This is a genomic window from Halomonas sp. GT (assembly GCF_002082565.1).
GTDB lineage: Bacteria > Pseudomonadota > Gammaproteobacteria > Pseudomonadales > Halomonadaceae > Vreelandella.
The window spans coordinates 452,869-475,195 of sequence record NZ_CP020562.1 but is presented as its reverse complement, the minus strand read 5'-3'; the positions used below and the strand labels follow the sequence as shown (position 1 = coordinate 475,195).

The window sequence follows — 22,327 nt, the reverse complement described above, 5'->3', positions numbered from 1 at the left end:
CTGGTGAGTTCCTGATTATCCGCCTTGAGTAGGGCCGTTTAGCTAACACCGATATAGCGCCCTGGCTTGTGGTTCAGGGCGATGATCAAGTTCAACGTAAGGGCTCCAAGCACTGAGTAGCCCACACGGTCTATCGGTAGCTGGGTAAGGGCCGCCAGCAAAATTAGCGCATCAATACCCAATTGCACATAGCCTGCCCGCAGGCCGTGCTTTTCTTGCAGGTAGAGCGCGAGAATATTGATGCCGCCTAGACTGGTTCGATGCCGGAACAACATCAACATGCCTATGCCCATTAAAGCGCCCCCCATCAACGCAGCGTACAGCGACGGAACATTGGCGAACTGTACCCAGCCTTGGGTGAGTTCAGAAAACAGCGACACCAAGCCAATCGCCGCAAACGTACGCAGCGTAAAACTCCACCCCATGCGCTTAATCGCCAAATAATAAAATGGCAAATTGATGGCAAAAAACCAGACGCCAAATCCCCACCCAGTTACGTAATTCAGCAGTAATGCCAGCCCTGCGGTGCTGCCAGTAATCAATACTGAATGGGTGTAAAATGCTACTCCTAAAGCAACAAAAAATGTGCCCAGCAGCATCGCCATAATGTCCTCATAAGGCTTATGAGGATCTTGCGTGAGATGATCTACGTGCATGATGGCATCCTTGATGGACAGGGCGAGTCTTATACAGGGCTGGCGTGTTCTACCATCAACTGCAATGACTCTCGTCCTCGCCAGCGGTTGCGATTGAGCTTATAGGCGCAGTGCAGCGTGTCGCCCACGCTAAATGAGGGGAGCTCCCCTGGCGTTAACGCTCGGAACCAAATCGCTTTGCTAGTCACCGCCCCCATGGAAAGCTCCATCATGAGGTGCGAACCTTCAGCACCTACGGGGCGTAGTGCTTCAACAATAAAGCGCCCCTCAAACAGTGGCGGGTCAAACTCACGCCCGTAAGGGCCAAGCGCTTCAACCTCGGTTAGTGTTAACAGAGACAGCTGCGACGTAGAAAGCTCGCCATCTGTCCATAGCCGCGGGTAAAGCGGTGTATCGCCCAACTGCTCACCAACCGCCTGTAAAAATGCGGCTTTAAAGGCCGCTAACTGCTCTCTTGGTACGCCGACACCCGCCGCCCCACTATGGCCGCCAAAGCGCGGTAGCGCCTCAGGGGCTAGCTCAAAGGTGCGTTGCAGCGCATCCCGAAGATGCAGGCCATCAATCGAGCGGCCAGAACCGGTCAACATATTGGGCGCCGCCGCGCGGGTCAGCACCAACGCGGGGCGACCATAGGCCTGTACTAACCGCGAAGCGACAATCCCCTGCACACCGGGGTGGCCATCTTCCAGCAGCACCACCACCGCCGGCTCATTAGCTTCCAGCGCAGACACAGCAAGCGCACGCGCTTCTTCCGCCATGTCCGCCTCAATCGCCTTGCGGGACTGGTTGTCTTGATCAAGCACTTCTAGCTGACGATTGGCGACACTATCGCTTTCCGCGAGCATAAAGTGTAACGCCGCATAGGGATCATCCAGCCGTGAGCGAGCGTTAATTCGTGGCCCCATTTGGAACGCCAGCGTTTCAGCATTAAATGGCACACTATCGGCCCCAAGCCGCGCCGCCATGGCGCGCCAACAGGCAGCATCCATCCGGTTGATCAGCGTTAATCCGTAGTTAACCACTGCGCGGTTAGCCGGACTACCGCCCAACGAAACACAGTCCGCTACGGTGCCCAGCGCGACGTAAGAAAGCCACGGTGATAGCTTAGGTGTCGCATCAGGCAATGCCCCCCATTCAATCAATACGCCACGGGCAAGTGACATCAAAAGCCATGCCACCATGCACCCGGCGATCGTTTTATCGGGATAGTCACAATCACTGCGTGTCGGGTTAACGCAGGCATAGGCAGAAGGCGGTGGGCCTTCCAACGGCAGCGCGTGGTGGTCGCTGACCACCACATCAATACCAGCGGCTTTCAAGCGTGCAATTCGCGGCTCATCTGAGCTGCCGCAGTCGGCGGTAATCACCAACGAGGGCAGCGGTTTTAAACCAAGTGTGCGCTCCACCAGCGGCAGGCTAATGCCATAGCCATCGTGTATACGGTGGCCAATCAAACTATGTAACTTGTGTTCTGATACGCCAAACAGTTCCACTAACGTGCGCCGAATCACCACGTGGGAGGTAATACCATCCACGTCGTAATCGGTGAGAATGCCGATGGATTCCCCTTCTGCCACTGCCTGAGCAATACGTTCAGCGGCACGGCGACCGTCGGCTAGTTTTTCTGGATGCACCAAGTAACGCAAGCTCGGCGCCACCAGTGGCGCGAGTTCGCCCTTATAGCCCGGCAGTCGTGAGGCCAATAGCCGTGCTTGTAGCTCGCTTAAGCCTTCCGCTTGGGCACGTACATAGATAGCCTCGTCCAGTGGACGAGGCTCTAAGCGTGGCTGATTGGCGTTTTGCTGCGTGAGTGATGATTCGTCGACCATGACGCCTCAGCGCCGATTGTCAGCGACAAACTGCTGCACGGCGCTCAGCTCAGCTGGCAACACCGTGTAACGCTCTTCGCGCTCAAGCAGGTCATCCATATGTGTGGGCAACGGCACACCTTGGAAACCTGCCTTGACCACAGCCTCAGCGAATTTTGCCGGATGCGCGGTAGCAAGTGTAATCACCGGCGTCGTAGTATCTACTCGTGCGCGCTCTGCAGCGCGATAGCCAGTGGCGGTATGAGGGTCAAGAATCTCACCTGTACGGTGATGAGCTTCACGAATGACTTCTAGAATGGTCGCATCATCAACACTATGGCTGGCGAATTTTTCGCGCAGCTTGGCAAGCGGTGCATCGGCAAGCGCCGTAGGCTCTTGCTGGAAGCGTTCTAGTAACGCCGCCACTGCGGCACCATCGCGGTCGTAAGCATCAAACAGCAAACGCTCAAAGTTTGACGAAACAACGATGTCCATTGACGGCGCGAGGGTCGCTGCCAACTCTTTCTTGGAGAAATCATTGGCGGCAAGCGTGCGATGCAGAATGTCGTTGGCATTGGTGGCAATAATGAACTGCTTCACCGGCAGCCCCATCTTAAACGCCATGTAGCCTGCGAAGACGTTACCGAAGTTAGCCGACGGAACGCAGAAGCTCACTTCCCGCTGAGGCGCGCCCAATGCAACGCCAGCGGCGATGTAGTACACGATCTGCGCCATGATGCGCGCCCAGTTGATCGAGTTAACAGCCACTAAGCGCGTGCCATTCAGGAAATCCTGGTTAGCAAAACTCGCCTTAACCATTGCCTGGGCATCATCAAAATTGCCTTCAATAGCAATATTGAAAACGTTGTTGGCTAGCACCGAGGTCATTTGGCGGCGCTGCACTTCTGAAACGCGATTGTGCGGGTGGAGAATAAAAATATCGAGGTTATCGCAGTGGCGACAGCCTTCAATGGCCGCCGAGCCGGTATCCCCAGAGGTCGCACCCATAATGACGGCACGCTCACCACGCTTTTTCAGGAAATGATCCAGCAGCCGCCCTAATAGCTGCAGCGCGACATCTTTAAACGCCAGCGTTGGGCCGTGGAACTGCTCTAGCAGAAAGTGATTGGCGTCCAACTGCTTTAGCGGCACAACGGCGTCATGATTGAACGTGGCGTAAGCTTCTGTCACCAAGCGACGGAAGGTATCGTCGTCAATTTCACCATTTACAAACGGCTTCATGACCCTAAAAGCAATCTCAGCGTAAGAAAGGCCAGCCATGCTGGCCAGCTCTTCCTTAGAAAACTCAGGTAGCGTTTCCGGCACATAAAGCCCGCCGTCGCTGGCCATGCCGGTTAACACAACCTCTTCAAAAGAGAGCGCGGGCGCTTGGCCGCGCGTGCTGATATAACGCATGAGTTACTCCCCTTCGCTCAGGCTTTCAACGCGAATACGGGTAACCGGCCCAGCAATATCCGCCATGGACTCGATTTCACGGATAGCATCGTTCATCTGTTTCTCTTTTGTCCGGTGCGTCAGCAAAATAATCGGTACCAACTCACCTTCGGTAGCCTCTTTCTGGATAAGTGCTTCAATAGAGATGCCCTGCTCGGCCAGAATGGTGGCAACACGCGCCAACACACCCGGGCGATCCACCGCCAACAAACGCAGATAATACGCCGTGGTGATATCTTCCATCGGCATAATGGGCAGTTGACTGGCATCGTCGTCGATGCCGCAAAATGCCAAGTAAGGCACCCGGTAGTGATGGTCCGTGGCAATATCACGGGCAACATCCAGAAGATCCGCTACGACAGCAGAGGCTGTCGGCTCAGCGCCAGCACCAGCGCCGTAATAGAGTGTTGGGCCAACCGCATCGCCCATCACCGCAATCGCATTTTTAACGCCGTGCACATTAGCCAGCAGGCGCTCTTTAGGAATCAACGTCGGGTGAACTCGCAGTTCCAACCCTTGATCAGTCCGTTTCGAGATGCCCAGGTGTTTAATCACGTAACCCAGGTTATCGGCCTGCTCGACATCTTCGGCAGTAATGCGAGAGATACCTTCGGTGAAAGCTTTATCAAACTGCAGCGGTACGCCATAGGCAATTGACGCCAGAATGGTCAATTTATGGGCAGCGTCGATACCTTCCACGTCAAAAGTGGGGTCAGACTCTGCATAACCTAGCGCTTGGGCTTCGGCCAACACATCTTCAAACGCGCGACCTTCATCACGCATATGGGTCAGGATGTAGTTGCCGGTACCATTTATGATACCCGCCACCCACTCGATACGGTTAGCACCTAGGCCTTCACGCAGCGATTTGATAACAGGAATACCGCCCGCCACAGCCGCCTCAAAGGCGACTATGACGCCTTTCTTATGCGCGGCGCGGAAAATCTCATTTCCATGAACAGCAATCAACGCCTTGTTGGCAGTCACAACGTGTTTGCCGTTTTCAATGGCCGTTAGCACCAGCTCTCGAGCAATATCGTAGCCACCAATCAGCTCTACCAACACATCCACGTTGGGGTTGTTCGCCACCTCGAACACGTCAGAGGTCGCATTAATGCCGGTAATATCGCAGTCAGGATGAATACTGCGGTGGGCAACCTGCTCAATCACAATCGGGCGGCCAGCACGACGGCTAATATCATCAGCGTTACGTGTTAATACGTTAAATGTACCGCCACCGACTGTACCTAACCCACAAATGCCTACTCTTACCGGTTTCAAAATACTTCCCCTTTCGTGATGGGCACCCATAGGTGCCGCCTCTTAAATCAGTGTCTCAGCGCTATCGTTCGTCACTGCTCGTGACGTTATTCGTCTTCCAAGCCTAACATGCTAACGAGCCGGTCGGGGGGTACAAACCCTGGCACCATTTGCCCGTCTGGTAACACAATCGCAGGCGTCCCCTGTACGCCCACAGCTTTACCTAATTCGTACTGATCGGCAACGGGGTTATCACAGCTTGCCGATGCCGCAAGCGTTTGGCCTTGCTTAGCTTGTGTCATGGCCTCGCTGCGGTTATCCGAACACCACACTTGCTCAAGCGTCGTCGCGGCTCCACTTCCCATGCCTGCGCGTGGAAAGGCCATATAGTGCACCGCAATGCCCCGTTCGTTAAGCTCAGGCACCACTTCATGCAAACGTTCACAGTAAGGGCAAGTTGGATCGGTAAATACGATTACCGTGGCTTTAGGCTCATCGACGCCCTGAAAAACCACTCGCTCGCTTATTGGCATGGAAGCAAGTGCCGCGGCTCTTTCCTGGTTACGCGCCTGTTCGGTTAAGTTAACCAGGCCATTATCCGCGTTTTGATAGAGGTCCCCTACCAAAAAGTGGCTGCCATCGGCATTGGAATAAAAAGACTCTCCGCTTTCCAAGATAACGTGATACACCCCGTCTATCGGCGTTGTATTTACCTGCTCCACCGGCATTGACTGGCCATTAACTTGTAAATTCTCCGCCAGATGTTCGGGCACGGTATCAGCACCGGCAACCACAGGCAGTAAGCAGCCCACCAGCGCCAGCCAGGGAACACAGGATTTAGCAACTAAAGACATACGTTGATGCATTGTATCTTCAACCTCGCGGATGGTGTTCGGCATGCAGTTGCTCCAGGCGCGCCTGGGCAACATGCGTATAAATTTGCGTTGTAGATAGGTCGCTATGACCTAACAACAGCTGTACGACCCGCAAATTAGCACCATGATTCAATAAATGAGTCGCAAATGCGTGACGCAACGTGTGAGGTGACAAGGGGCGAGTAATACCCGCAGTGATAGCGTGAGCTTTAATGCGATGCCAAAACGTTTGCCGCGTCATGGCTTTATCTGCCCGACCAGGGAACAGCGCGGGCCGTGTAGGATCTTGCATTAGCGCAGGCCGAGCCGTCTTCACATAATGCTCTATCCACCCGGCAGCTTCCTCACCCATTGGCACCAACCGATCCTTATCACCTTTTCCCCTGACACGAACAACCCCCTGGCGAAGATTGACCGCATCACCCGTTAGCCCAACCAGCTCTGACACGCGTAGCCCACAGGCATATAGCAGCTCAAGCATAGTACGGTCGCGAACCCCTAACGAGGTGCTGATATCGGGGGCGAGTAAGAGACGCTCGACCTCCTCCTCTTCCAGAGTATTCGGCAAGCTAGGGCGTACCCGCGGCAGCGCCACATTGGCCAATGGGTCATTGGCGATATGCCCATAAAGCCGCGCCCAACGGTAAAAGCTGCGCAGCGACGATAGTAGCCGTGCATTGCTGCGCAGTTGATACCCCTGCTCTCGACGTAATTCCAACCACTCGCTAAAACGCTCTGGCGAGGGTGTTAACAGTGTTTCCCCCGCGCTTTCGAGCTGCTGTTGCCAAGCCGCTAAGTCATGCCGATAGGCCGCTAACGTATGGTCGCTTGCCCCTTGCTCCAACCATAAGGCATCTAGATAGGCATCTATCACGCTCATAGGCTAACGGTCTCTTGACGGTGGTACCACACAAACAAAAACCCCGCCCCGCAAAGCGGTGACGGGGTCTTGGTATCCGAGCACTACGCATGTCAAAAACTACGCATGTCAAAAACAGCGTGCGCCCGTGAAAAAGTGGCTGTTAAGCCAGCTTTTCCTTGATACGCGCCGACTTGCCGCTGCGCTCGCGCAGGTAGTAAAGCTTGGCTTGACGAACGTCACCGCGACGCTTGACTTCAATAGAGTCAACCAACGGGCTGTAGGTCTGGAAAGTACGCTCAACACCAACACCGTGAGAAATTTTACGTACGGTGAAAGCGGAGTTCAGGCCACGGTTACGCTTACCAATAACCACACCTTCAAACGCCTGCAGACGCTCACGAGTACCTTCCTTTACTTTAACCTGAACGACAATGGTGTCGCCCGGTGCAAAGGCCGGAATCTCTTTACCCATTTGCTCGGATTCGATCGCCTGGATCACCTTGTTCTTGCTGCTCATTTTCATACTCCTAAATAACGTAATGGCTTGCCACGCAGTTGTGGAAGGGGCAAACCGTGATCCCGGCGCTCGAAGCGAGCTACGCGGGAGTCGTTATGGGTGACACAGGTGCGTAGGCTAACTATCTCATCGACTAACTGCCTTATGGTCTAGCTGTCTTATGGACTATCGGCCTAATTCGCCCTGCACCGCCGCTCTGTTCTATGCAATCGAAAAACAATCACTTAGTAGACAGAGCGTGTTCCTCGATAAACTCGTCTAGAAGCCGCTGCTGCTCGGCATCAAGCGTACGCCCTGCCAATAAATCAGGACGGCGCTGCCATGTACGGCCTAGCGACTGCTTTAACCGCCAGCGCTTGATGGCCGCATGATTACCGCTTAGCAACACATCAGGCACTTGTCGCCCGTCGATCGTCTCAGGACGGGTATAGTGCGGGCAGTCTAACAAGCCATCATTGAACGAGTCTTCGATAGCGGAATCCTGGTGGCCCAACACACCGGGTACCAGCCGTGCCGCCGCGTCAATTAGCACCATCGCTGGCAACTCACCGCCGCTCAGCACATAGTCACCAATTGACCATTCTTCATCAATGTCACTTTCCACCACGCGCTCATCAATGCCTTCATAGCGCCCAGCGACCACTACGAGAGGGCCAGCTGAGGCGAGGGCTTGAACTCCCTGCTGATCCAGCTTACGCCCCTGGGGCGAGAGATAGATCACTGTTGGCGATTGTCCCGTCGCTTGCTCTGCTCGCTGCCGAGCATCAAAGATAGCAGCACGCAGGGTGTCTACCTTCATCAGCATGCCGGGGCCGCCGCCGTAAGGGCGATCGTCCACACTGCGGTGGCGGTCTGTGGCGTAATCGCGCGGATTCCAAAACTCCAGGGCAATGCGCTGTTTCTCTACCGCTCGACCGACCACACCTTGTTGGGTAATCGCATCGAACATCTCTGGAAACAGCGATACCACGCCAATCCACATAGCGGGAGCATCCGTTAAGCTGCTTTCTTCACCGTTGGCTGCAGTAACGGTTGAATCAGTTACTGTGAGCTCGCTCGACAACTGCTTACTCAAACCTGTTTTCAAAACTCAGGATCCCAGTTCACGACCATGCGGCCATCTTCGAGGCTGATTTCAACAATTACATCATCGGGTAAGAAAGGTAACAGCCGCTCACGCTTATCGATTGCGTCGTTATCACCGCGCACCACCATGACATCGTTTGCGCCGGTTTCAAACAGGTAACTGACCTGCCCTAACCGCTCGCCTGACTGAGTGAAGACAGTTAAACCTTCAAGCTCATGCCAGTAATACTCATCATCGGAAAGCGTAGGCAGTGCTTCTTTCGGCATCAGAATGTCCGTTTGCGCCAGCGCTTCGGCTGCCGTTCGGTCATCAACACCTTTTAGCTGCACCACAAGACCCTTGCCTTGCCGACGCCCCTGAATCACGGTCATACGCGTAAGGGATTCCCCTCGGCGCACCCACCATTCTGGGTATTCCATGATGCTGTCTATGGGATTGGTATAGGAGTAGACCTTAAGCCAACCTTTAATCCCGTGAGGGCTAGTTAACTTACCAAGCACCACATGTGCGTCGTCTGTATGGCTAGTTTCAAAACGCGTCATCGACGACCGCTCCAACAAATTACAACGACAACATCACCTACTATCACTTACTAGCAGTCACGCATTAACAGACTTAAGCCTGTTTGCGCGCTTCTTTAACCAGCTCAGCAACACGACCAGACAGCTGGGCGCCTTGGCTCTGCCAGTGAGTAACACGCTCAAGATCAACGCGCAGACGCTCTTCTTGACCACGGGCAACCGGGTTGAAGAAGCCGATACGCTCGATGAAACGGCCGTCACGGGCGTTGCGCGAATCAGTAACAGTCAGGTGATAAAAGGGACGCTTTTTGGCGCCACCACGTGCCAAACGAATGGTAACCATACGATAACTATCCTTCGGTTGAGGTTACGAGAGTGTGGAATAGCGCAGATCGCTAACAGAACACTCGTCATACTATTTTCTCGGCACTGCAGACTAAAATCAGTGATTTGCTGCGTACCATCAGGTTCTTCACTGGCAGATGGTAAGGCGATGCTCGCGCATTTTTGCCAACACCCACGCATGAAGAGGCCGCATTCTACGCAAATGCGCTCTGCTTGGAAAGCCTGACAGCCAGAAAACTCTTAAGCCGTCAACCTTGCCAAGCACGTTACAAGGTTGCTAACAATGGCTTAACGCCAGGGAAGACCGCCGGGGCCACCCATACCGCCCATGCCACCGGCGCCGCCAGGACCACCCGGCCCGCCGCCGCCCATCATGCCAGACATGCCGCGCATCATTTTCTGCATCCCGCCTTTTTTGCCTGCTTTTTTCATCATTTTCTGCATCTGCTTATGCTGTTTTAGCAGGCGATTCAGGTCAGGTACTTGCAGGCCAGCCCCCGCTGCAATACGGCGCTTGCGCGAGCCATTGATAATATCGGGCTTGCGGCGCTCTTTGGGTGTCATTGAGTTAATCAACGCTTCCAGCTTGCCAAGCTCTTTTTCCGGACCAGGGCCTTGTGCCATTTCAGCCATTTGCCCCATGCCTGGTAGCTTGCCAAGAAGGCCACCCATGCCACCCATTTTCTTGAGCTGCTGTAACTGATCACGAAAATCTTCCAGATCAAAGCCATCGCCCTTCTTGACCTTACTGGCCAGCTTAGCGGCTTTGTCTTTATCCACCGTGCGCTCGGCTTCTTCGATCAGCGACAGCATGTCGCCCATACCCAGAATCCGTGATGCCACACGATCCGGATGGAAAGGTTCAAGGGCATCGACTTTCTCACCAACCCCCATGAACTTAATAGGCTTACCAGTGATATGGCGTACCGAAAGCGCCGCACCACCACGGGCATCACCGTCAGCCTTGGTGAGAATCACCCCGGTCAGCGGCAGTGCATCGTGAAATGCTTTCGCCGTATTCACCGCATCCTGGCCGGTCATGGCATCGACCACAAACAGCGTTTCTTCCGGTGAAATTGCTTTATGCAGCGCCTGGATTTCGGCCATCATCGCTTCGTCGATGGCCAGCCGCCCGGCGGTATCGACTAATACGACATCATGGAATTGAATTTTGGCGTGTTTGATTGCCGCTGTGGCAATATCCACTGGCTTCTGATCGGAACGAGACGGAAAGAAATCCACCTGAACTTCTTTTGCCAGCGTCTCTAGCTGATCAATCGCCGCTGGACGATAAACGTCGGCGGAGACCACCAGCACTTTTTTCTTTTCGCGTTCACGCAGATAACGCGCCAGTTTAGCAACAGAGGTGGTTTTACCCGCCCCTTGCAGGCCTGCCATCAACACGACCGCAGGTGAGCCTTTTAGGGATAAGCCTTCATTGGCTTCGCCCATAATCGCTTCCAGCTCTTGCTGGACGATTTTAACGAATTGCTGGCCTGGCGAAAGGCTCTTCGAGACTTCCTGGCCAACAGCACGTTCACGAACACGCTCAATAAATGCCTTCACCACCGGCAAGGCGACATCTGCCTCTAACAGTGCTTTACGCACTTCGCGCAGGGTGTCTTTGATATTGTCGTCAGTTAGCCGCGCTTGGCCTTTGATCGACTTCAACGTCTGGGAAAGACGCTCACTCAGATTCTGAAACATGGGGCCTCTGCCTCCGTCGTTGTCGCCGGGCGGTCACACCGGACGAATGTTTAATCGATTATACGCGCTCGCCGCGCGAGTCTCCATGGTCGTCAACGTTGGTTATCGATGGCTGTGCGACGCCGCCATGATTGGTTATAGTAGGCGAACTGTTCTAGCTTGAACGATTTAGCACCGCTGACTTTCACAGCGTTGGTTCGATGACACTGGATTCAACAACGCGCTGCAAGGCGCACGGATAGCATCATGCAGGCGCTCCCTTTCGCCACGATCGCTTTTATACTCTATGTCGCCGCTGCCATCTGGCAGGGCATGACTTTATTTCGCCGCGTACCACCACGTCAGGGCATGGTACGCTTACTCGGTGCACTTGGGCTTTTACTGCATATCCCAGTGGTTGTGGAGCTTGTTAGCTCAGCCCCAGGGCTGCTACCTGGTTTCACTACCAGCGCAACGCTGCTGATGGCAGTGGCCGTCAACGTTGTGCTCGTCGCCAGTCTGTTTAAGCCGGTGCTTAATGCTGGCATCGTGCTATTCCCTCTCGCGGGTATCGCGCTTATTTTTGCTACCTGGTTACCGAGCCAGGGGAGTCAAAGCGGCTTAACGCCTGGCATTTTACTGCATGCCGTCAGCTCTGCGCTGGCGTTTGCCGTCTTGGCGATTGCAGCGATTCAAGCGGTTCTTGTTGGCCTGCAGAACCAAGCTCTGCGCCATCACCATATTCGTGGCATTGTGCAATCACTACCACCACTCACCACCATGGAAAGAGTGCTGTTTGAACTGGTATGGTCGGGCATTATATTGCTGACACTTTCGATCATCAGCGGGCTGATCTTTCTCGACAATATGTTCGCGCAGCATTTGGTGCATAAAACGGTACTTTCGCTGGGAGCGTGGATTATTTTCACCACACTTTTAGTGGGTCGATATCGTTTTGGCTGGCGTGGCATGCGCGCTGTGCGCTGGACGCTTGGCGGGTGCATACTGCTACTGCTGGCTTACTTTGGCAGCAAGTTTGTACTGGAAATCTTGCTCAATCGCTAAACCTATACTCACCGCATTATCAGCACTGATTTAATTTGGCGTTGATAACAGTGGCCTTGACAGGCCACTTCCATACTTCTAAAAATCGAGCCTAATACGCCATAAAGGAACTTTCGACTTGAGCGACGACTTCCCCCTGGGGTTACTGTTCGGCCTGCTAGCCATTTTGATATTGCTGTCTGCCTTTTTCTCCAGCTCTGAAACAGGCATGATGTCGATAAACCGCTATCGACTAAGCCATCAAGCTAACAGCGGTGATCGCCGCGCAAAGCGTGTCATGCGTTTATTAACGCGCCCTGATAGACTGATTGGCGTTATTTTAATTGGCAATAACTTCGTCAATAACTTAGCCGCCTCGATTGCTACCATCATTGCCATTCACTTCTTTGGTGACGTCTCTGGCCCAGCTATTTCAACGGCGCTACTGACGATTACAATCCTTATTTTTGCCGAAGTCACACCGAAAACCTACGCAGCCATCAAGCCTGAGCGGATCGCTTACCCTACTTCTTTGGGGCTCGAGCCACTGCTCAAACTACTTTACCCATTGGTATGGCTAGTCAACGTCATCTCAAATGGCCTATTACGCCTAATGGGCGTTAAAAGTGTTGAGAACGGTGGCGACAGCTTAACCCGCGATGAACTGCGCACTGTCGTTCACGAAGCAGGCACGCTAATTCCCTACCGACACCGCGCTATGCTGCTGTCGATCCTTGATCTTGAGAATGTCACGGTTAACGACATCATGGTGCCGCGACACGAAGTTCTTGGCATCGATCTTGACGACACGTTAGAAGATATTCTGACCCAGATTCGCACCAGTCAACATACCCGCTTACCGGTCTATAAAGGCGATATCAACAATATTATTGGCATGTTGCATCTACGCAATGCAGCGCGCTTTTTATCGCGTAGCGAAGTCACCAAAGCAGCGATTGTTCAAGAAGCACGGGAGCCATATTTCATTCCCGAGTCCACACCACTACATACACAGCTGCTGAACTTCCAAAAGCAGAAGCGGCGCATTGGTATTGTGGTGGATGAGTACGGCGACGTAGAAGGCTTGGTAACCTTAGAAGATATTCTTGAGGAGATTGTCGGGGAGTTCACCACCGACGTCTCGGAAGATGAAGAAATTCATCAGCAAGATGATGGCAGCCATGTCATTGAGGGCACTGCCAATATTCGTGAAATTAACAAAATGCTGGGCTGGCAATTGCCCACTGACGGCCCCAAGACCCTGAATGGCTTAATCCTCGAGCACTTAGAGGCGTTTCCGGAAGGGCCTGCTTGCTTGCAGATTGGTAATACGCGGATGGAAATTTTAGAAATCCGTGACAACCTGATCACCTCGGCACGTTGCTGGCAAAAACTTCGCCTTGCACGCCGAACGTAGCGACTGACCGTCTAATCAATCTAACGGCGGGTGATTTCGCTATCACCCGCTGCCTTCAGCGCCCTCACACGAGCCTCTAAATAGCGGCGCAAGGCAATATCCTCTACCTCATGAACCAATACCGGCGGCCCGAAGTGTAAGCTGACCGGCGCACGAAAACGTGACGGCCATTTTTTAAGTGCCTTGCCGCCGTAGTGTGATGTCCAAGACCCCCACAGCCCTGCTAGGCCAGCTGGAATGACGGGCACATTATCGCGGGCAAGAATGGTTTCGAGCCCGCGCCTAAAAGCGTGGATATCGCCATCTGGGGTGATACGCCCTTCAGGAAACACCATTACGACATCACCTTCGCGAAGCGCGTGACTCACCTCATCCAGCGTTCGACGCAGTGCACCAGGACTATGCCGCTCTGATTCAATCGGAATCGCGCCCACTAGCTGGAACCACCACTTAAGCCAACGAGATTCAAAAATAGGCTGGTCCATCACAAACCGCAGTGGCCTGGGGCTACCGCCGCCTAACACCAACGCATCCATAAAACTGACGTGGTTACAGACGACCAGGGCAGCGCCACGCTTAGGTACGTTCTCTTGGCCGTGTACAGAGAACCGATAACACATACGCATAACGACATAGATGACGCGACGCAGCGAGCAGCGAACCATTTTCAACCACCACGTCACGTCGCCGCCTCCCGGTGACGCAGGCCAGCCAGCACCGTACTCATTAGCTGATCCAGCAGTTCATCCACCTTCAACTGCTGACCTTGCCAATAGCCTAGGCGCTCATTTAATCCAAGCTGTACCAAGCCGTGTACGCTCCCCCAAAGAGTGCGACCAAGACGTCGTGCTTCAAGATCATCCAATGCTGGCTGATACCGTTTCAACGACGTTTCCACCTGAGTAAACAGCGCTTCAATAAGATCGCTCTGGCGCTGATCCAGCTCGCCTTCTTGGGCCAGTGGGTAATCAAATAGCAACTGCCAGCGGTAGCAGCCTTGCTCAGCGAAGCGCCAATAAGCGAGCGCTAGCGAGCGCAGCCATGGCTCAGGATCATCTTCTGCCAGGCTAGTAATGGTATGCTGTAAGCGTGCCAACGTTTCGACATTGACGTGCTGCAATAAGTTATTAAAGCTGCCATATAATTTAAGCAGCGTACTTGGCGCGCAGCCCACTTCTCTGGCCAGGGCACGCAGTGACAAACCATGGACTGGCTGCTTAGCCAACCACTCATCACAAGCGTGCATGACCTGCGCGTGGAGGGCATCGGGCGCATGCTGTCTAGGACGGGCCATGGCGATCTCTTAAGGTCAACGGCAAACAGGAAGAATGCCTCATCGCGCTTTAGCGTGAGCAAGGGATACGCTAGGATACCTTACATCGAACACTGTTTTCGACACTAAAACACGACATTTAACCTATTGTTGCGTTACCCCGCCATTTTGCACGCTCACTACCCCCCATTTCGCATAAGGAGACAGGCATGACGGGACGCCTTCACGTGCAGCGCCTCACGCTATCACGCCTTGTGCCCTCGCTGACTGATTCTGAACCTCTTATCGAATCGCCTAACTTAGCGCCCAGACAGCCTGTATCGGCAATACGCCTTGAACAGGGACGCTTGCGGCTTCAGCCATTATTTTGGGGACTAACGCCTCCTTGGCTGAAGGTACTTGATCACGCGCCCCATTGCGCTAGAGCAGAAACGCTTAATCAGCGCGCCATGTTTAACGAGGCGTTTAGTGCTCGCCGCTGTGTCATTCCAGTCAGTGGGTTTTACATCTGGAAGATACAAGCACACAGCAAGCAACCCTATCTCGTTACCCACGTTAACCGAGGGCCACTGTTACTGGGTGCTTTATGGTGCCGTTACCACACAACGCTCACCGCATTTACTGACTCGACGGCGCTGATCAGCGTACCTGCCAACGCCTGCCTTTCCTCACTTACTGACCGATTACCTGTTGTCATCCCTCCAGAAGCGTTAACGCGCTGGCTGGACCCGACGACCGACCTTGAAGCACTCAATACGCTATTAATGCCTGCGCCATTGGAACTGTTGGGCGCTTTTCCGGTATCAAAGCATGTTAACAATCCTGCCTATCAGTCATCGTCCTGCGCCCACCCAGTGGGGCCGATGCTGCGCTGGGCTGTGCCATAGGAACCGTAATGTTACGATCTAATGAACCTCTGCCTAACCGTTACGCTGCACGGCAGGCCGTCATCGGCGTCGTGATTGGCGTCGCTTGGTGCACTCCTTTTTTCGCCTTCGCTCAAGACACCCCTGTAAAGGACGCCACCACGCCTATCGTCAGCCCATTTGACGACCGCGATTACCGCGTACTGACGCTAGAAAACGGCCTTCAAGCGCTGCTTGTTAGCGACCCAGAGGCCGATAAAGCCGCCGCCTCAATGAATGTTCGTGTAGGTAGCGCTCAAGACCCTGACGACCTGCAGGGGCTCGCCCACTTTTTAGAGCATATGCTGTTTTTAGGCACTGAACCGTACCCTCAGTCGGATGCCTATCAGCGCTATATTTCTGATAATGCAGGCTCCCACAACGCGTTTACCGCCCAACAAGACACCAACTATTTTTTTGATATTGAGCCTTCGGCTTTGCCAGGCGCGTTAGACCGCTTTAGCGAATTCTTCCTTTCTCCGTTGTTTAACGCCGACCACTTAGAAAGTGAGCGGAATATTGTTCACTCTGAGTACATGGCACGCATTCGTGATGAATCCCGCCGTGAAAACGATGTGTTGAATCAGCTACTAAACCCAGGCAATCCCACGACGGGCTTTGCCGTAGGCAGCCGTGACACCCTTGCGAACCCGCCCGAGGGAGAAGCGAGTCTTCGCGATCGAGTGATTGATTTTTATCATCGCTACTATGATGCCAACGTAATGAACTTGGCCATTGTTGCCCCCCAATCACTTGATGCCCTTGAAGCATTAGTTGTCGAACGCTTTGCAAATCTTCCTGATAATGATCTAAGCGTTCCAACCATTGACACGCCGCTGATCGATCCAGATACGCTGCCTCGCTACATCGAACGTCAGTCATTACAGGATCGCCGTCAGCTACGCTTCTACTTTCCGATTCCTGACCCCACCGACGACTACCGCACAAAGCCGACTCAGCTCATTTCTCACCTGATTGGCGATGAAGGCGACGGTAGCTTGCTGGCAGCGCTACGCAAAGCGGGTCTTGCGGATGCACTTTCAGCCGGCGTAGGCCGAGGAGACGGCAATGAGGCGCTGTTTACCATCTCGATTAGCTTAACGCCAGCCGGAGCAGAGCGGCTGGACGATATTGAGGCCACTCTATTTGCTGCCATTGAGCTAATGCGCGAGGAAGGGTTAGCTGAGTGGCGCTACGAGGAACAAAAAAACCTGAATGAACAGGCGTTCCGTTTTCAGCAACATGGCGCACCGCAGCAGGAAGCCACCCGCTTAGCCATGAGCCTTTCTCGTTATCCGGTGGATGATGTGCAGTATGCGCCTTACCGGATGGATGGTATGGATAGCGAGCGTCAGCAACTGTATCTCGACGCACTAACCCCAGATAACATGCTGCGCTTCTACTCCGCACCAGACGTAGAAAGCGACACCGCCTCACCCTGGTTTAACACCCAGTGGAAAGAGCAACCACCCACTCAGCTGGGGCAAGCACTAGGTGGCCTAGCGTTACCTGAACCCAACCCTTTTATCGCCAGTGACCTCACTCTCAAAGCGGGGCAAGATGAGCGCCCCGAGGTGTTGGTTGATGAGCCCTCGTTTACCGCATGGCACATGCAAGACAGCCGTTTTAATACGCCAAGCGTTGAGTGGCGGGTAAGCCTCCAGCATCCTAGCGCCAGCTATTCGCCTGAAGAAGCGGTACTCACCCGCCTCTTAGCGGGATGGCTAAATGACAGCCTAAACGAGTCGTTATATCCGGCCTGGCTGGCTGGCCAATCGTTCAGCGCCTATGCTCACGGGCGTGGTATGACGCTATCATTTTCAGGCTGGCGCGATGGACAAACGCCACTGATAGAGCAGGCGATTGAGCAGCTTAAGCACGCCGACATTTCCCCTAGCGCTTTTGAACGTGTGCGGTATCAATTCCAGCGCGAGTGGCGCAATGCCCCTCAAGCATCGCTTTATGGCCAGGCAAGCCGTGCACTGGGCGAAGCGCTTCTGACACCCCAATGGTCAACGGCTGAGTTATTTGACGCCAGCCAGCGGTTAGAGCGCCACCACTTAGAAAACTTCCGCAAGCGGTTTTTAGACGCGCTTTACATCGACGCAATGGCCGTTGGCAATTTAGATAAAGAGCTGGCTCGTGAACAGGCCAATGTAATACGCGGAGCGTTATCACCGCGTCTCACTCGTGAGGATATTCCTGCGCTTGAAGCGCTACAGGTGAGCAATCAGCCTGAGGTACTTCACCCACACAGTACCCGCGAAGAGTCTCTTGTGCTGCGTTATTTACAGGGTCGCGATAAATCCACTGAAGAGCAGGCGCGCCTCAGTGTATTGGCTCAATGGTTGGATACGCCCTTTTATCAGCAACTACGTACCGAGGAGCAGCTTGGTTACATCGTTAATGCGGGTTACTCACCGCTGCTAGAAGCGCCCGGAATTGCCTTGGTGGTTCAATCGCCGGATGTTGAAAGCGGCATGATCGCCGAGCGCATGGACGCTTTTATGGCGACAGCAGGCGAGCGCCTGAATACGTTAACCGAGGAAGCGTTAGCACCGCATCGTCAAGCCGTTCATTCTCGTTTGACCCAACGAGACACAAGCCTACAGGGGATGGCAAACCGCTACTGGCAAGCCACCGCACTGGAGGACGTGCACTTTGATCGCCGTGAACAACTCGCCAAACTAGCGCTGGATGTTAGCGTACAAGAACTGCAGGCACTGTGGCCTACTCTTCAATCACACCAGTTAGATATTCGCTACAACCCTGGCGACTCACCAAGTGATATCGCCCCTTACCGAGAAGCACGCGTGCCGTTTACCGACGCACGCTAAGTGCTAATTTGCGAAACGAATTAGCTTAACTAAGTACTGATTTAGCTAAACCCACCAGCTCAGGCATCAAACGCCTGAGCTGGCATCATCGACTCAACGTACATCACCAACTCTTCTAACACTTGGCGCTCGCGATCCGATAGGGTCTGCTGGTTATAACGCTCTATTTCTCGCGCAAATGCTTTCAGCGTAAAACCCGACAAGGCCGGATCATTAATGCGCATCCAGCGAAACGCGTCCCACTGCTCCCGCTCTTCGCCCTCAAGCGTGTCTGGATAACTACGCGCACGGTAGCGAAACAACATTTCTTCCAGGCGAGGATCTTGAAAGGCAAAGCGCTGGCCAACTAAATCCCAGGGGTCCATTGCCAATGCACGCTCCATTTGCTGGCGATCAGCCGCAGAGAAAAAGCTGCCAGAATAGAGCATTAAGTCAGGGTCTTGAGGCACGTCTTCGTGGGCAGCGTTAAACACCTCGGCTACTTTTTGCGACACGCCGCTAGCCTCTCGCAACGTTTTCCAATGGCCGCGACAGGCATCAATATCAATCGTTAACCGCTCAACAATCGTGCCATATTCGCCTTTACGCGGGCCAACCACATCTTTTAATGCCGTCGCCGGAAAGATGACCGGGCAGCGATTAATATGGATCACTTTCAGCGGTATACGCACTTCTCCCTCAGAAAGATCCTGCTGACTGACGAAGACACGCTCTCGGATTTGCTCAGCGCTCATGGCCAGCAGATCACTAGGATCAACGCTTAAATCGTAGACAATAACGCCATTAGGATTCGTCGGATGCTCAGCCAGTGGCATGACTAATGCACTACAGCCACGGCTGGCAGGGTAACGACGAGAGATATGCAAAAGCGGTTTAGCGCTGGGCAAATCTAACTGCTTAGCCACTGCACGCTTGCCACGCATGCCCAATAAATAGTCGAATAATTTTGGGTTTCGGGCTTTTAACAACCGAGCCAGCGCAATGGTGGCACGCACATCAGCCACTGCATCATGAGCGCCTTCATGGGTAATGCCATTGGCAGCCGTTAAGTGTTCAAGTTTGAAGCTAGGCGCACCATCTTCTCGTTGCGGCCACTCAATACCGTCGGGGCGCAAGGCGTAAAACGCGCGCACAACATCAATCAAGTCCCAACGAGAATTGCCGTTTTGCCATTCACGGGAATAGGGGTCAAGCAGGTTGCGATAAAACAAGTGGCGGGAGATTTCATCATCAAAGCGAAGGCTGTTATAGCCCACCACGCAGGTACCTGGCTCACTCATAAAGCCTTGAACTTGGCGGGCAAACTCCCCCTCAGGCAAGCCTTTCCGCTGCGCTTTTTGCGGTGTAATGCCCGTAATCAAGCAAGCAGCTGGGTGCGGCAGGTAGTCATCGGCAGGTTTGCAGTAAAGCTCTATCGGCTCACCGATTTCGTTAAGCTCGGCGTCAGTGCGTAATGCGGCAAACTGAGCGGGCCGATCACGACGCGGATCAGCACCAAATGTCTCATAGTCATGCCAGAGAAAACTGACAGGGGCAGCATTAGGTGGCGCCATTGATGAAATCTCCTTGAGCGTAGCTTCCCACTCACAAGCTAACAATCCACTTGCCGAGGTGGGTACAAAAGCCCAAGCCTAGCATAACCGCAACGCCTCTCGCCGCCCCTCTTAGCGAATAGCCATGCTTAACGAATGGCCATGCTGCTTCAGTGTGAGTGTGGAGACGTCAGCTTTTCGGCAGCGTAACGTTTAGCTCCAACACTGAGCAATTGTCTTCGCTATCAAGCGAAATTTGAATGGCATCATCATCGACCTGTACATAACGACGAATGACTTCCAACAGTTCGCGCTCGAGCAACGGCATATAATCTGGCTGACCGCGCTGGCCGCGCTGATGCGCCACGATAATTTGCAAACGCTCCTTAGCCACCGAGGCGGATTTCTTGCGCTCACGCTTCAAGAACTCCAGCAATTTCATCGCCGACCACCCCCGAACATACGGTTCAACAATCCCTTACGCTGTACTTCATGAAAGCGCAGAGGCATATCTTCACCTAACAGGCGCGATACAGTATCTGAATACGCCTGACCTGCATCACTCGCCGCATCGTGAGTAACGGGAACACCCTGGTTCGATGCACGCAATACCGCTTCGGATTCAGGGATTAAGCCAAGCAGATCAATAGACAAGATTTCACGAATGTCATCCAGGGTCAGCATATCCCCAGACGTTACGCGAGAAGGGTTATAGCGCGTAATCAGCAAATGCTCTTTAACGGGATCCAGGCTTTGTTCAGCGCGACGCGTCTTGGAACCAAGTAGCCCCAAAATGCGGTCAGAGTCACGCACTGAGGAAACTTCAGGATTCGTGACAACAATCGCCTCGTCAGCGAAGTACATGGCAAGTTGAGCCCCCCTCTCAATACCTGCGGGGGAGTCACACAAGATAAAATCAAAATCTTGTTTGAGCTGCTCGAGTATTCGCTCTACGCCTTCCTGCGTAAGTGCATCTTTATCACGCGTTTGAGAGGCTGGAAGAATAAATAAGTTTTCAACGCGTTTATCGCGAATCAGCGCCTGATTAAGCCCTGCTTCTCCTTGGATAACGTTTACCAAGTCATAAACAACGCGGCGCTCACAGCCCATGATCAAGTCGAGGTTACGTAGACCAACATCGAAATCAATGACGACTGTTTTTTTACCGCGCAGGGCAAGTCCTGTTGAAATAGCGGCAGCGCTAGTGGTCTTACCAACCCCCCCTTTACCGGAGGTCACTACAATAATTTTGGCCAAGAGTTACTTCCTTCTTGAAGTCGTTCATCGCGAGCACGTTTAAAGGGTCGCACTGCACATAACGGGAACATCAATGTCAACAACATGACACACTGTAACGTATAGCGCTTGCGACGTCGCTAGGCATTAAGCACCAACACACGCTCATGCGTTTGAATTAACCCAGCGGCTTAATCTCCAGCTGCTCTTTAGCGAAATGCACCTCTGTGGCGCGGCCAAGCAGCTGTGAATCGATATCTTCTAACCGTTTGTAATTACCTGCCACAGAAAGAAGCTCTGCCTCTAACTCTCGACAGTAAATACCCGCCTGGGTATTGCCATGAATACCCGCCAAGGCACGTCCGCGAAGCGCACCATAGACGTGGATACTACCAGCTGCCAGGACTTCAGCGCCCGCATTGACTGCCCCAATCACTACTAGATCGCCTTCTGATGCACTCACCTGCTGGCCAGAGCGCACCGTACCGCGAAATAAGCGTGTTGCTACCGCAACCACTTCCTGATCAGCAGATTCTGCCTCTTCTATGGCGTCATCCGAGGTAGCGGTAGCGCCAACGCTCTCTAATAGCTTCGACCGCCCTTCTTCAACAGGGGCAAACCAACCTAGCCCTAATGCCCAGGCGGATTGACGTACTGGTTCAGCGCCGCCACGCACGGCTACCGGTAGTAATTTATGATCGCGACATACCGCGCAAATGCGCTCAAGCGCCAAGTGAGGTTCATCGAGTTTTTCCACGCTCAGCACAACCGGTGTATGCTGAAAGAACGCGGGGGATTGCGACAACTTGCCAGCTAGCTGACTTCGTATATGTTCAGGGTCAGCACTGCTCAATTCCATGACGGTCATTGGCAGCATGCCACCTTTAAAGGTGAAGGCAATGTCGGCACTATTGGCGTTGAGGCTCATGGCCGAACTCCATGTCATGTTCAGGTAAGATAAAGGTAGCGCAATCTCGCGCTGGGTGTTGTGAAGAAGTATTAATCATCACA

21 protein-coding genes are annotated in these 22,327 nt (G+C 53.5%); 4 read left to right on the top strand and 17 right to left on the bottom strand.

Going from position 1 to position 22,327, the window contains the following annotated elements:
• Window positions 1-38: 38 nt before the first annotated feature.
• The 11 genes from B6A39_RS02240 to ffh form a co-directional block, all read right to left on the bottom strand.
• Complete coding sequence (locus B6A39_RS02240; protein ID WP_083000903.1) at window positions 39-656, bottom strand: YitT family protein; 618 nt, start codon at window positions 654-656, stop codon at window positions 39-41.
• 29 nt (window positions 657-685) lie between these two features.
• Window positions 686-2,485, bottom strand: a complete 1,800-nt coding sequence (locus tag B6A39_RS02235) for a single-stranded-DNA-specific exonuclease RecJ (RefSeq protein ID WP_083000900.1) — start codon at window positions 2,483-2,485, stop codon at window positions 686-688.
• 6 nt (window positions 2,486-2,491) lie between these two features.
• Window positions 2,492-3,880 (bottom strand): threonine synthase, encoded by a 1,389-nt coding sequence (thrC, locus tag B6A39_RS02230; RefSeq protein WP_083000898.1) that lies wholly within the window; start codon window positions 3,878-3,880, stop codon window positions 2,492-2,494.
• A 3-nt stretch (window positions 3,881-3,883) separates the two neighbouring features.
• A complete protein-coding gene (locus B6A39_RS02225) occupies window positions 3,884-5,200 on the bottom strand; it encodes a homoserine dehydrogenase (protein ID WP_083007830.1) in 1,317 nt (438 codons plus the stop codon).
• A gap of 86 nt (window positions 5,201-5,286) precedes the next feature.
• Window positions 5,287-6,078 carry a DsbC family protein gene (locus B6A39_RS02220; protein ID WP_083000895.1) on the bottom strand — a complete coding sequence of 264 codons (792 nt, stop codon included), beginning with the start codon at window positions 6,076-6,078 and terminating at the stop codon, window positions 5,287-5,289.
• Window positions 6,053-6,934 carry a site-specific tyrosine recombinase XerD gene (gene xerD / locus B6A39_RS02215; protein WP_083000892.1) on the bottom strand — a complete coding sequence of 294 codons (882 nt, stop codon included), beginning with the start codon at window positions 6,932-6,934 and terminating at the stop codon, window positions 6,053-6,055. Before xerD ends, B6A39_RS02220 begins: the two co-directional genes overlap by 26 nt.
• 142 nt (window positions 6,935-7,076) lie before the next feature.
• Window positions 7,077-7,433 (bottom strand): 50S ribosomal protein L19, encoded by a 357-nt coding sequence (gene rplS / locus B6A39_RS02210; protein WP_009724084.1) that lies wholly within the window; start codon window positions 7,431-7,433, stop codon window positions 7,077-7,079.
• A gap of 220 nt (window positions 7,434-7,653) precedes the next feature.
• Window positions 7,654-8,415, bottom strand: coding sequence for a tRNA (guanosine(37)-N1)-methyltransferase TrmD (trmD, locus tag B6A39_RS02205; RefSeq protein WP_038486491.1), 762 nt, complete (start codon window positions 8,413-8,415; stop codon window positions 7,654-7,656).
• Between the two features lie 101 nt (window positions 8,416-8,516).
• Window positions 8,517-9,062 carry a ribosome maturation factor RimM gene (gene rimM / locus B6A39_RS02200; RefSeq protein WP_009724082.1) on the bottom strand — a complete coding sequence of 182 codons (546 nt, stop codon included), beginning with the start codon at window positions 9,060-9,062 and terminating at the stop codon, window positions 8,517-8,519.
• A 73-nt stretch (window positions 9,063-9,135) separates the two neighbouring features.
• A complete protein-coding gene (gene rpsP, locus B6A39_RS02195; RefSeq protein ID WP_009724081.1) occupies window positions 9,136-9,384 on the bottom strand; it encodes a 30S ribosomal protein S16 in 249 nt (82 codons plus the stop codon).
• A 290-nt stretch (window positions 9,385-9,674) separates the two neighbouring features.
• On the bottom strand, window positions 9,675-11,093 hold the full coding sequence (gene ffh, locus B6A39_RS02190) for a signal recognition particle protein (RefSeq protein WP_009724080.1): 1,419 nt from the start codon (window positions 11,091-11,093) through the stop codon (window positions 9,675-9,677).
• Between the two features lie 246 nt (window positions 11,094-11,339).
• Here ffh and B6A39_RS02185 point away from each other — a divergent pair, with 246 nt between their 5' ends.
• Window positions 11,340-12,137: a cytochrome C assembly family protein gene (locus B6A39_RS02185; RefSeq protein ID WP_083000889.1), complete on the top strand. Its 798-nt coding sequence runs from the start codon at window positions 11,340-11,342 to the stop codon at window positions 12,135-12,137.
• 118 nt (window positions 12,138-12,255) lie between these two features.
• Window positions 12,256-13,533, top strand: a complete 1,278-nt coding sequence (locus B6A39_RS02180; protein ID WP_083000887.1) for an HlyC/CorC family transporter — start codon at window positions 12,256-12,258, stop codon at window positions 13,531-13,533.
• 20 nt (window positions 13,534-13,553) lie between these two features.
• On the opposite strand, the gene B6A39_RS02175 is transcribed toward B6A39_RS02180, so the two are convergent.
• Both B6A39_RS02175 and B6A39_RS02170 read right to left on the bottom strand, forming a co-directional pair.
• The gene (locus tag B6A39_RS02175; protein ID WP_442906317.1) at window positions 13,554-14,198 is read right to left on the bottom strand and encodes a 1-acyl-sn-glycerol-3-phosphate acyltransferase; all 645 of its coding nucleotides are present in this window, start codon (window positions 14,196-14,198) and stop codon (window positions 13,554-13,556) included.
• Between the two features lie 14 nt (window positions 14,199-14,212).
• On the bottom strand, window positions 14,213-14,827 hold the full coding sequence (locus B6A39_RS02170; RefSeq protein ID WP_038480958.1) for a TetR/AcrR family transcriptional regulator: 615 nt from the start codon (window positions 14,825-14,827) through the stop codon (window positions 14,213-14,215).
• Window positions 14,828-15,015: 188 nt separating this feature from the next.
• Here B6A39_RS02170 and B6A39_RS02165 point away from each other — a divergent pair, with 188 nt between their 5' ends.
• The gene (locus B6A39_RS02165; protein WP_083000882.1) at window positions 15,016-15,693 is read left to right on the top strand and encodes an SOS response-associated peptidase; all 678 of its coding nucleotides are present in this window, start codon (window positions 15,016-15,018) and stop codon (window positions 15,691-15,693) included.
• An 8-nt stretch (window positions 15,694-15,701) separates the two neighbouring features.
• The gene (locus B6A39_RS02160; protein WP_083000880.1) at window positions 15,702-18,548 is read left to right on the top strand and encodes an insulinase family protein; all 2,847 of its coding nucleotides are present in this window, start codon (window positions 15,702-15,704) and stop codon (window positions 18,546-18,548) included.
• Window positions 18,549-18,607: 59 nt separating this feature from the next.
• Here the strand turns inward: B6A39_RS02160 and sbcB are convergent, their stop codons facing one another.
• From sbcB to minC, 4 genes are all read right to left on the bottom strand, one after another.
• Complete coding sequence (gene sbcB, locus B6A39_RS02155; protein WP_083000878.1) at window positions 18,608-20,101, bottom strand: exodeoxyribonuclease I; 1,494 nt, start codon at window positions 20,099-20,101, stop codon at window positions 18,608-18,610.
• Between the two features lie 169 nt (window positions 20,102-20,270).
• Window positions 20,271-20,522 (bottom strand): cell division topological specificity factor MinE, encoded by a 252-nt coding sequence (gene minE / locus B6A39_RS02150; RefSeq protein ID WP_009724071.1) that lies wholly within the window; start codon window positions 20,520-20,522, stop codon window positions 20,271-20,273.
• Window positions 20,519-21,337, bottom strand: a complete 819-nt coding sequence (minD, locus tag B6A39_RS02145) for a septum site-determining protein MinD (RefSeq protein WP_009724070.1) — start codon at window positions 21,335-21,337, stop codon at window positions 20,519-20,521. The genes minE and minD overlap by 4 nt, the downstream gene beginning before the upstream one ends.
• Before the next feature lie 157 nt (window positions 21,338-21,494).
• Window positions 21,495-22,244, bottom strand: coding sequence for a septum site-determining protein MinC (gene minC, locus B6A39_RS02140; RefSeq protein WP_083000875.1), 750 nt, complete (start codon window positions 22,242-22,244; stop codon window positions 21,495-21,497).
• Window positions 22,245-22,327: the final 83 nt, after the last annotated feature.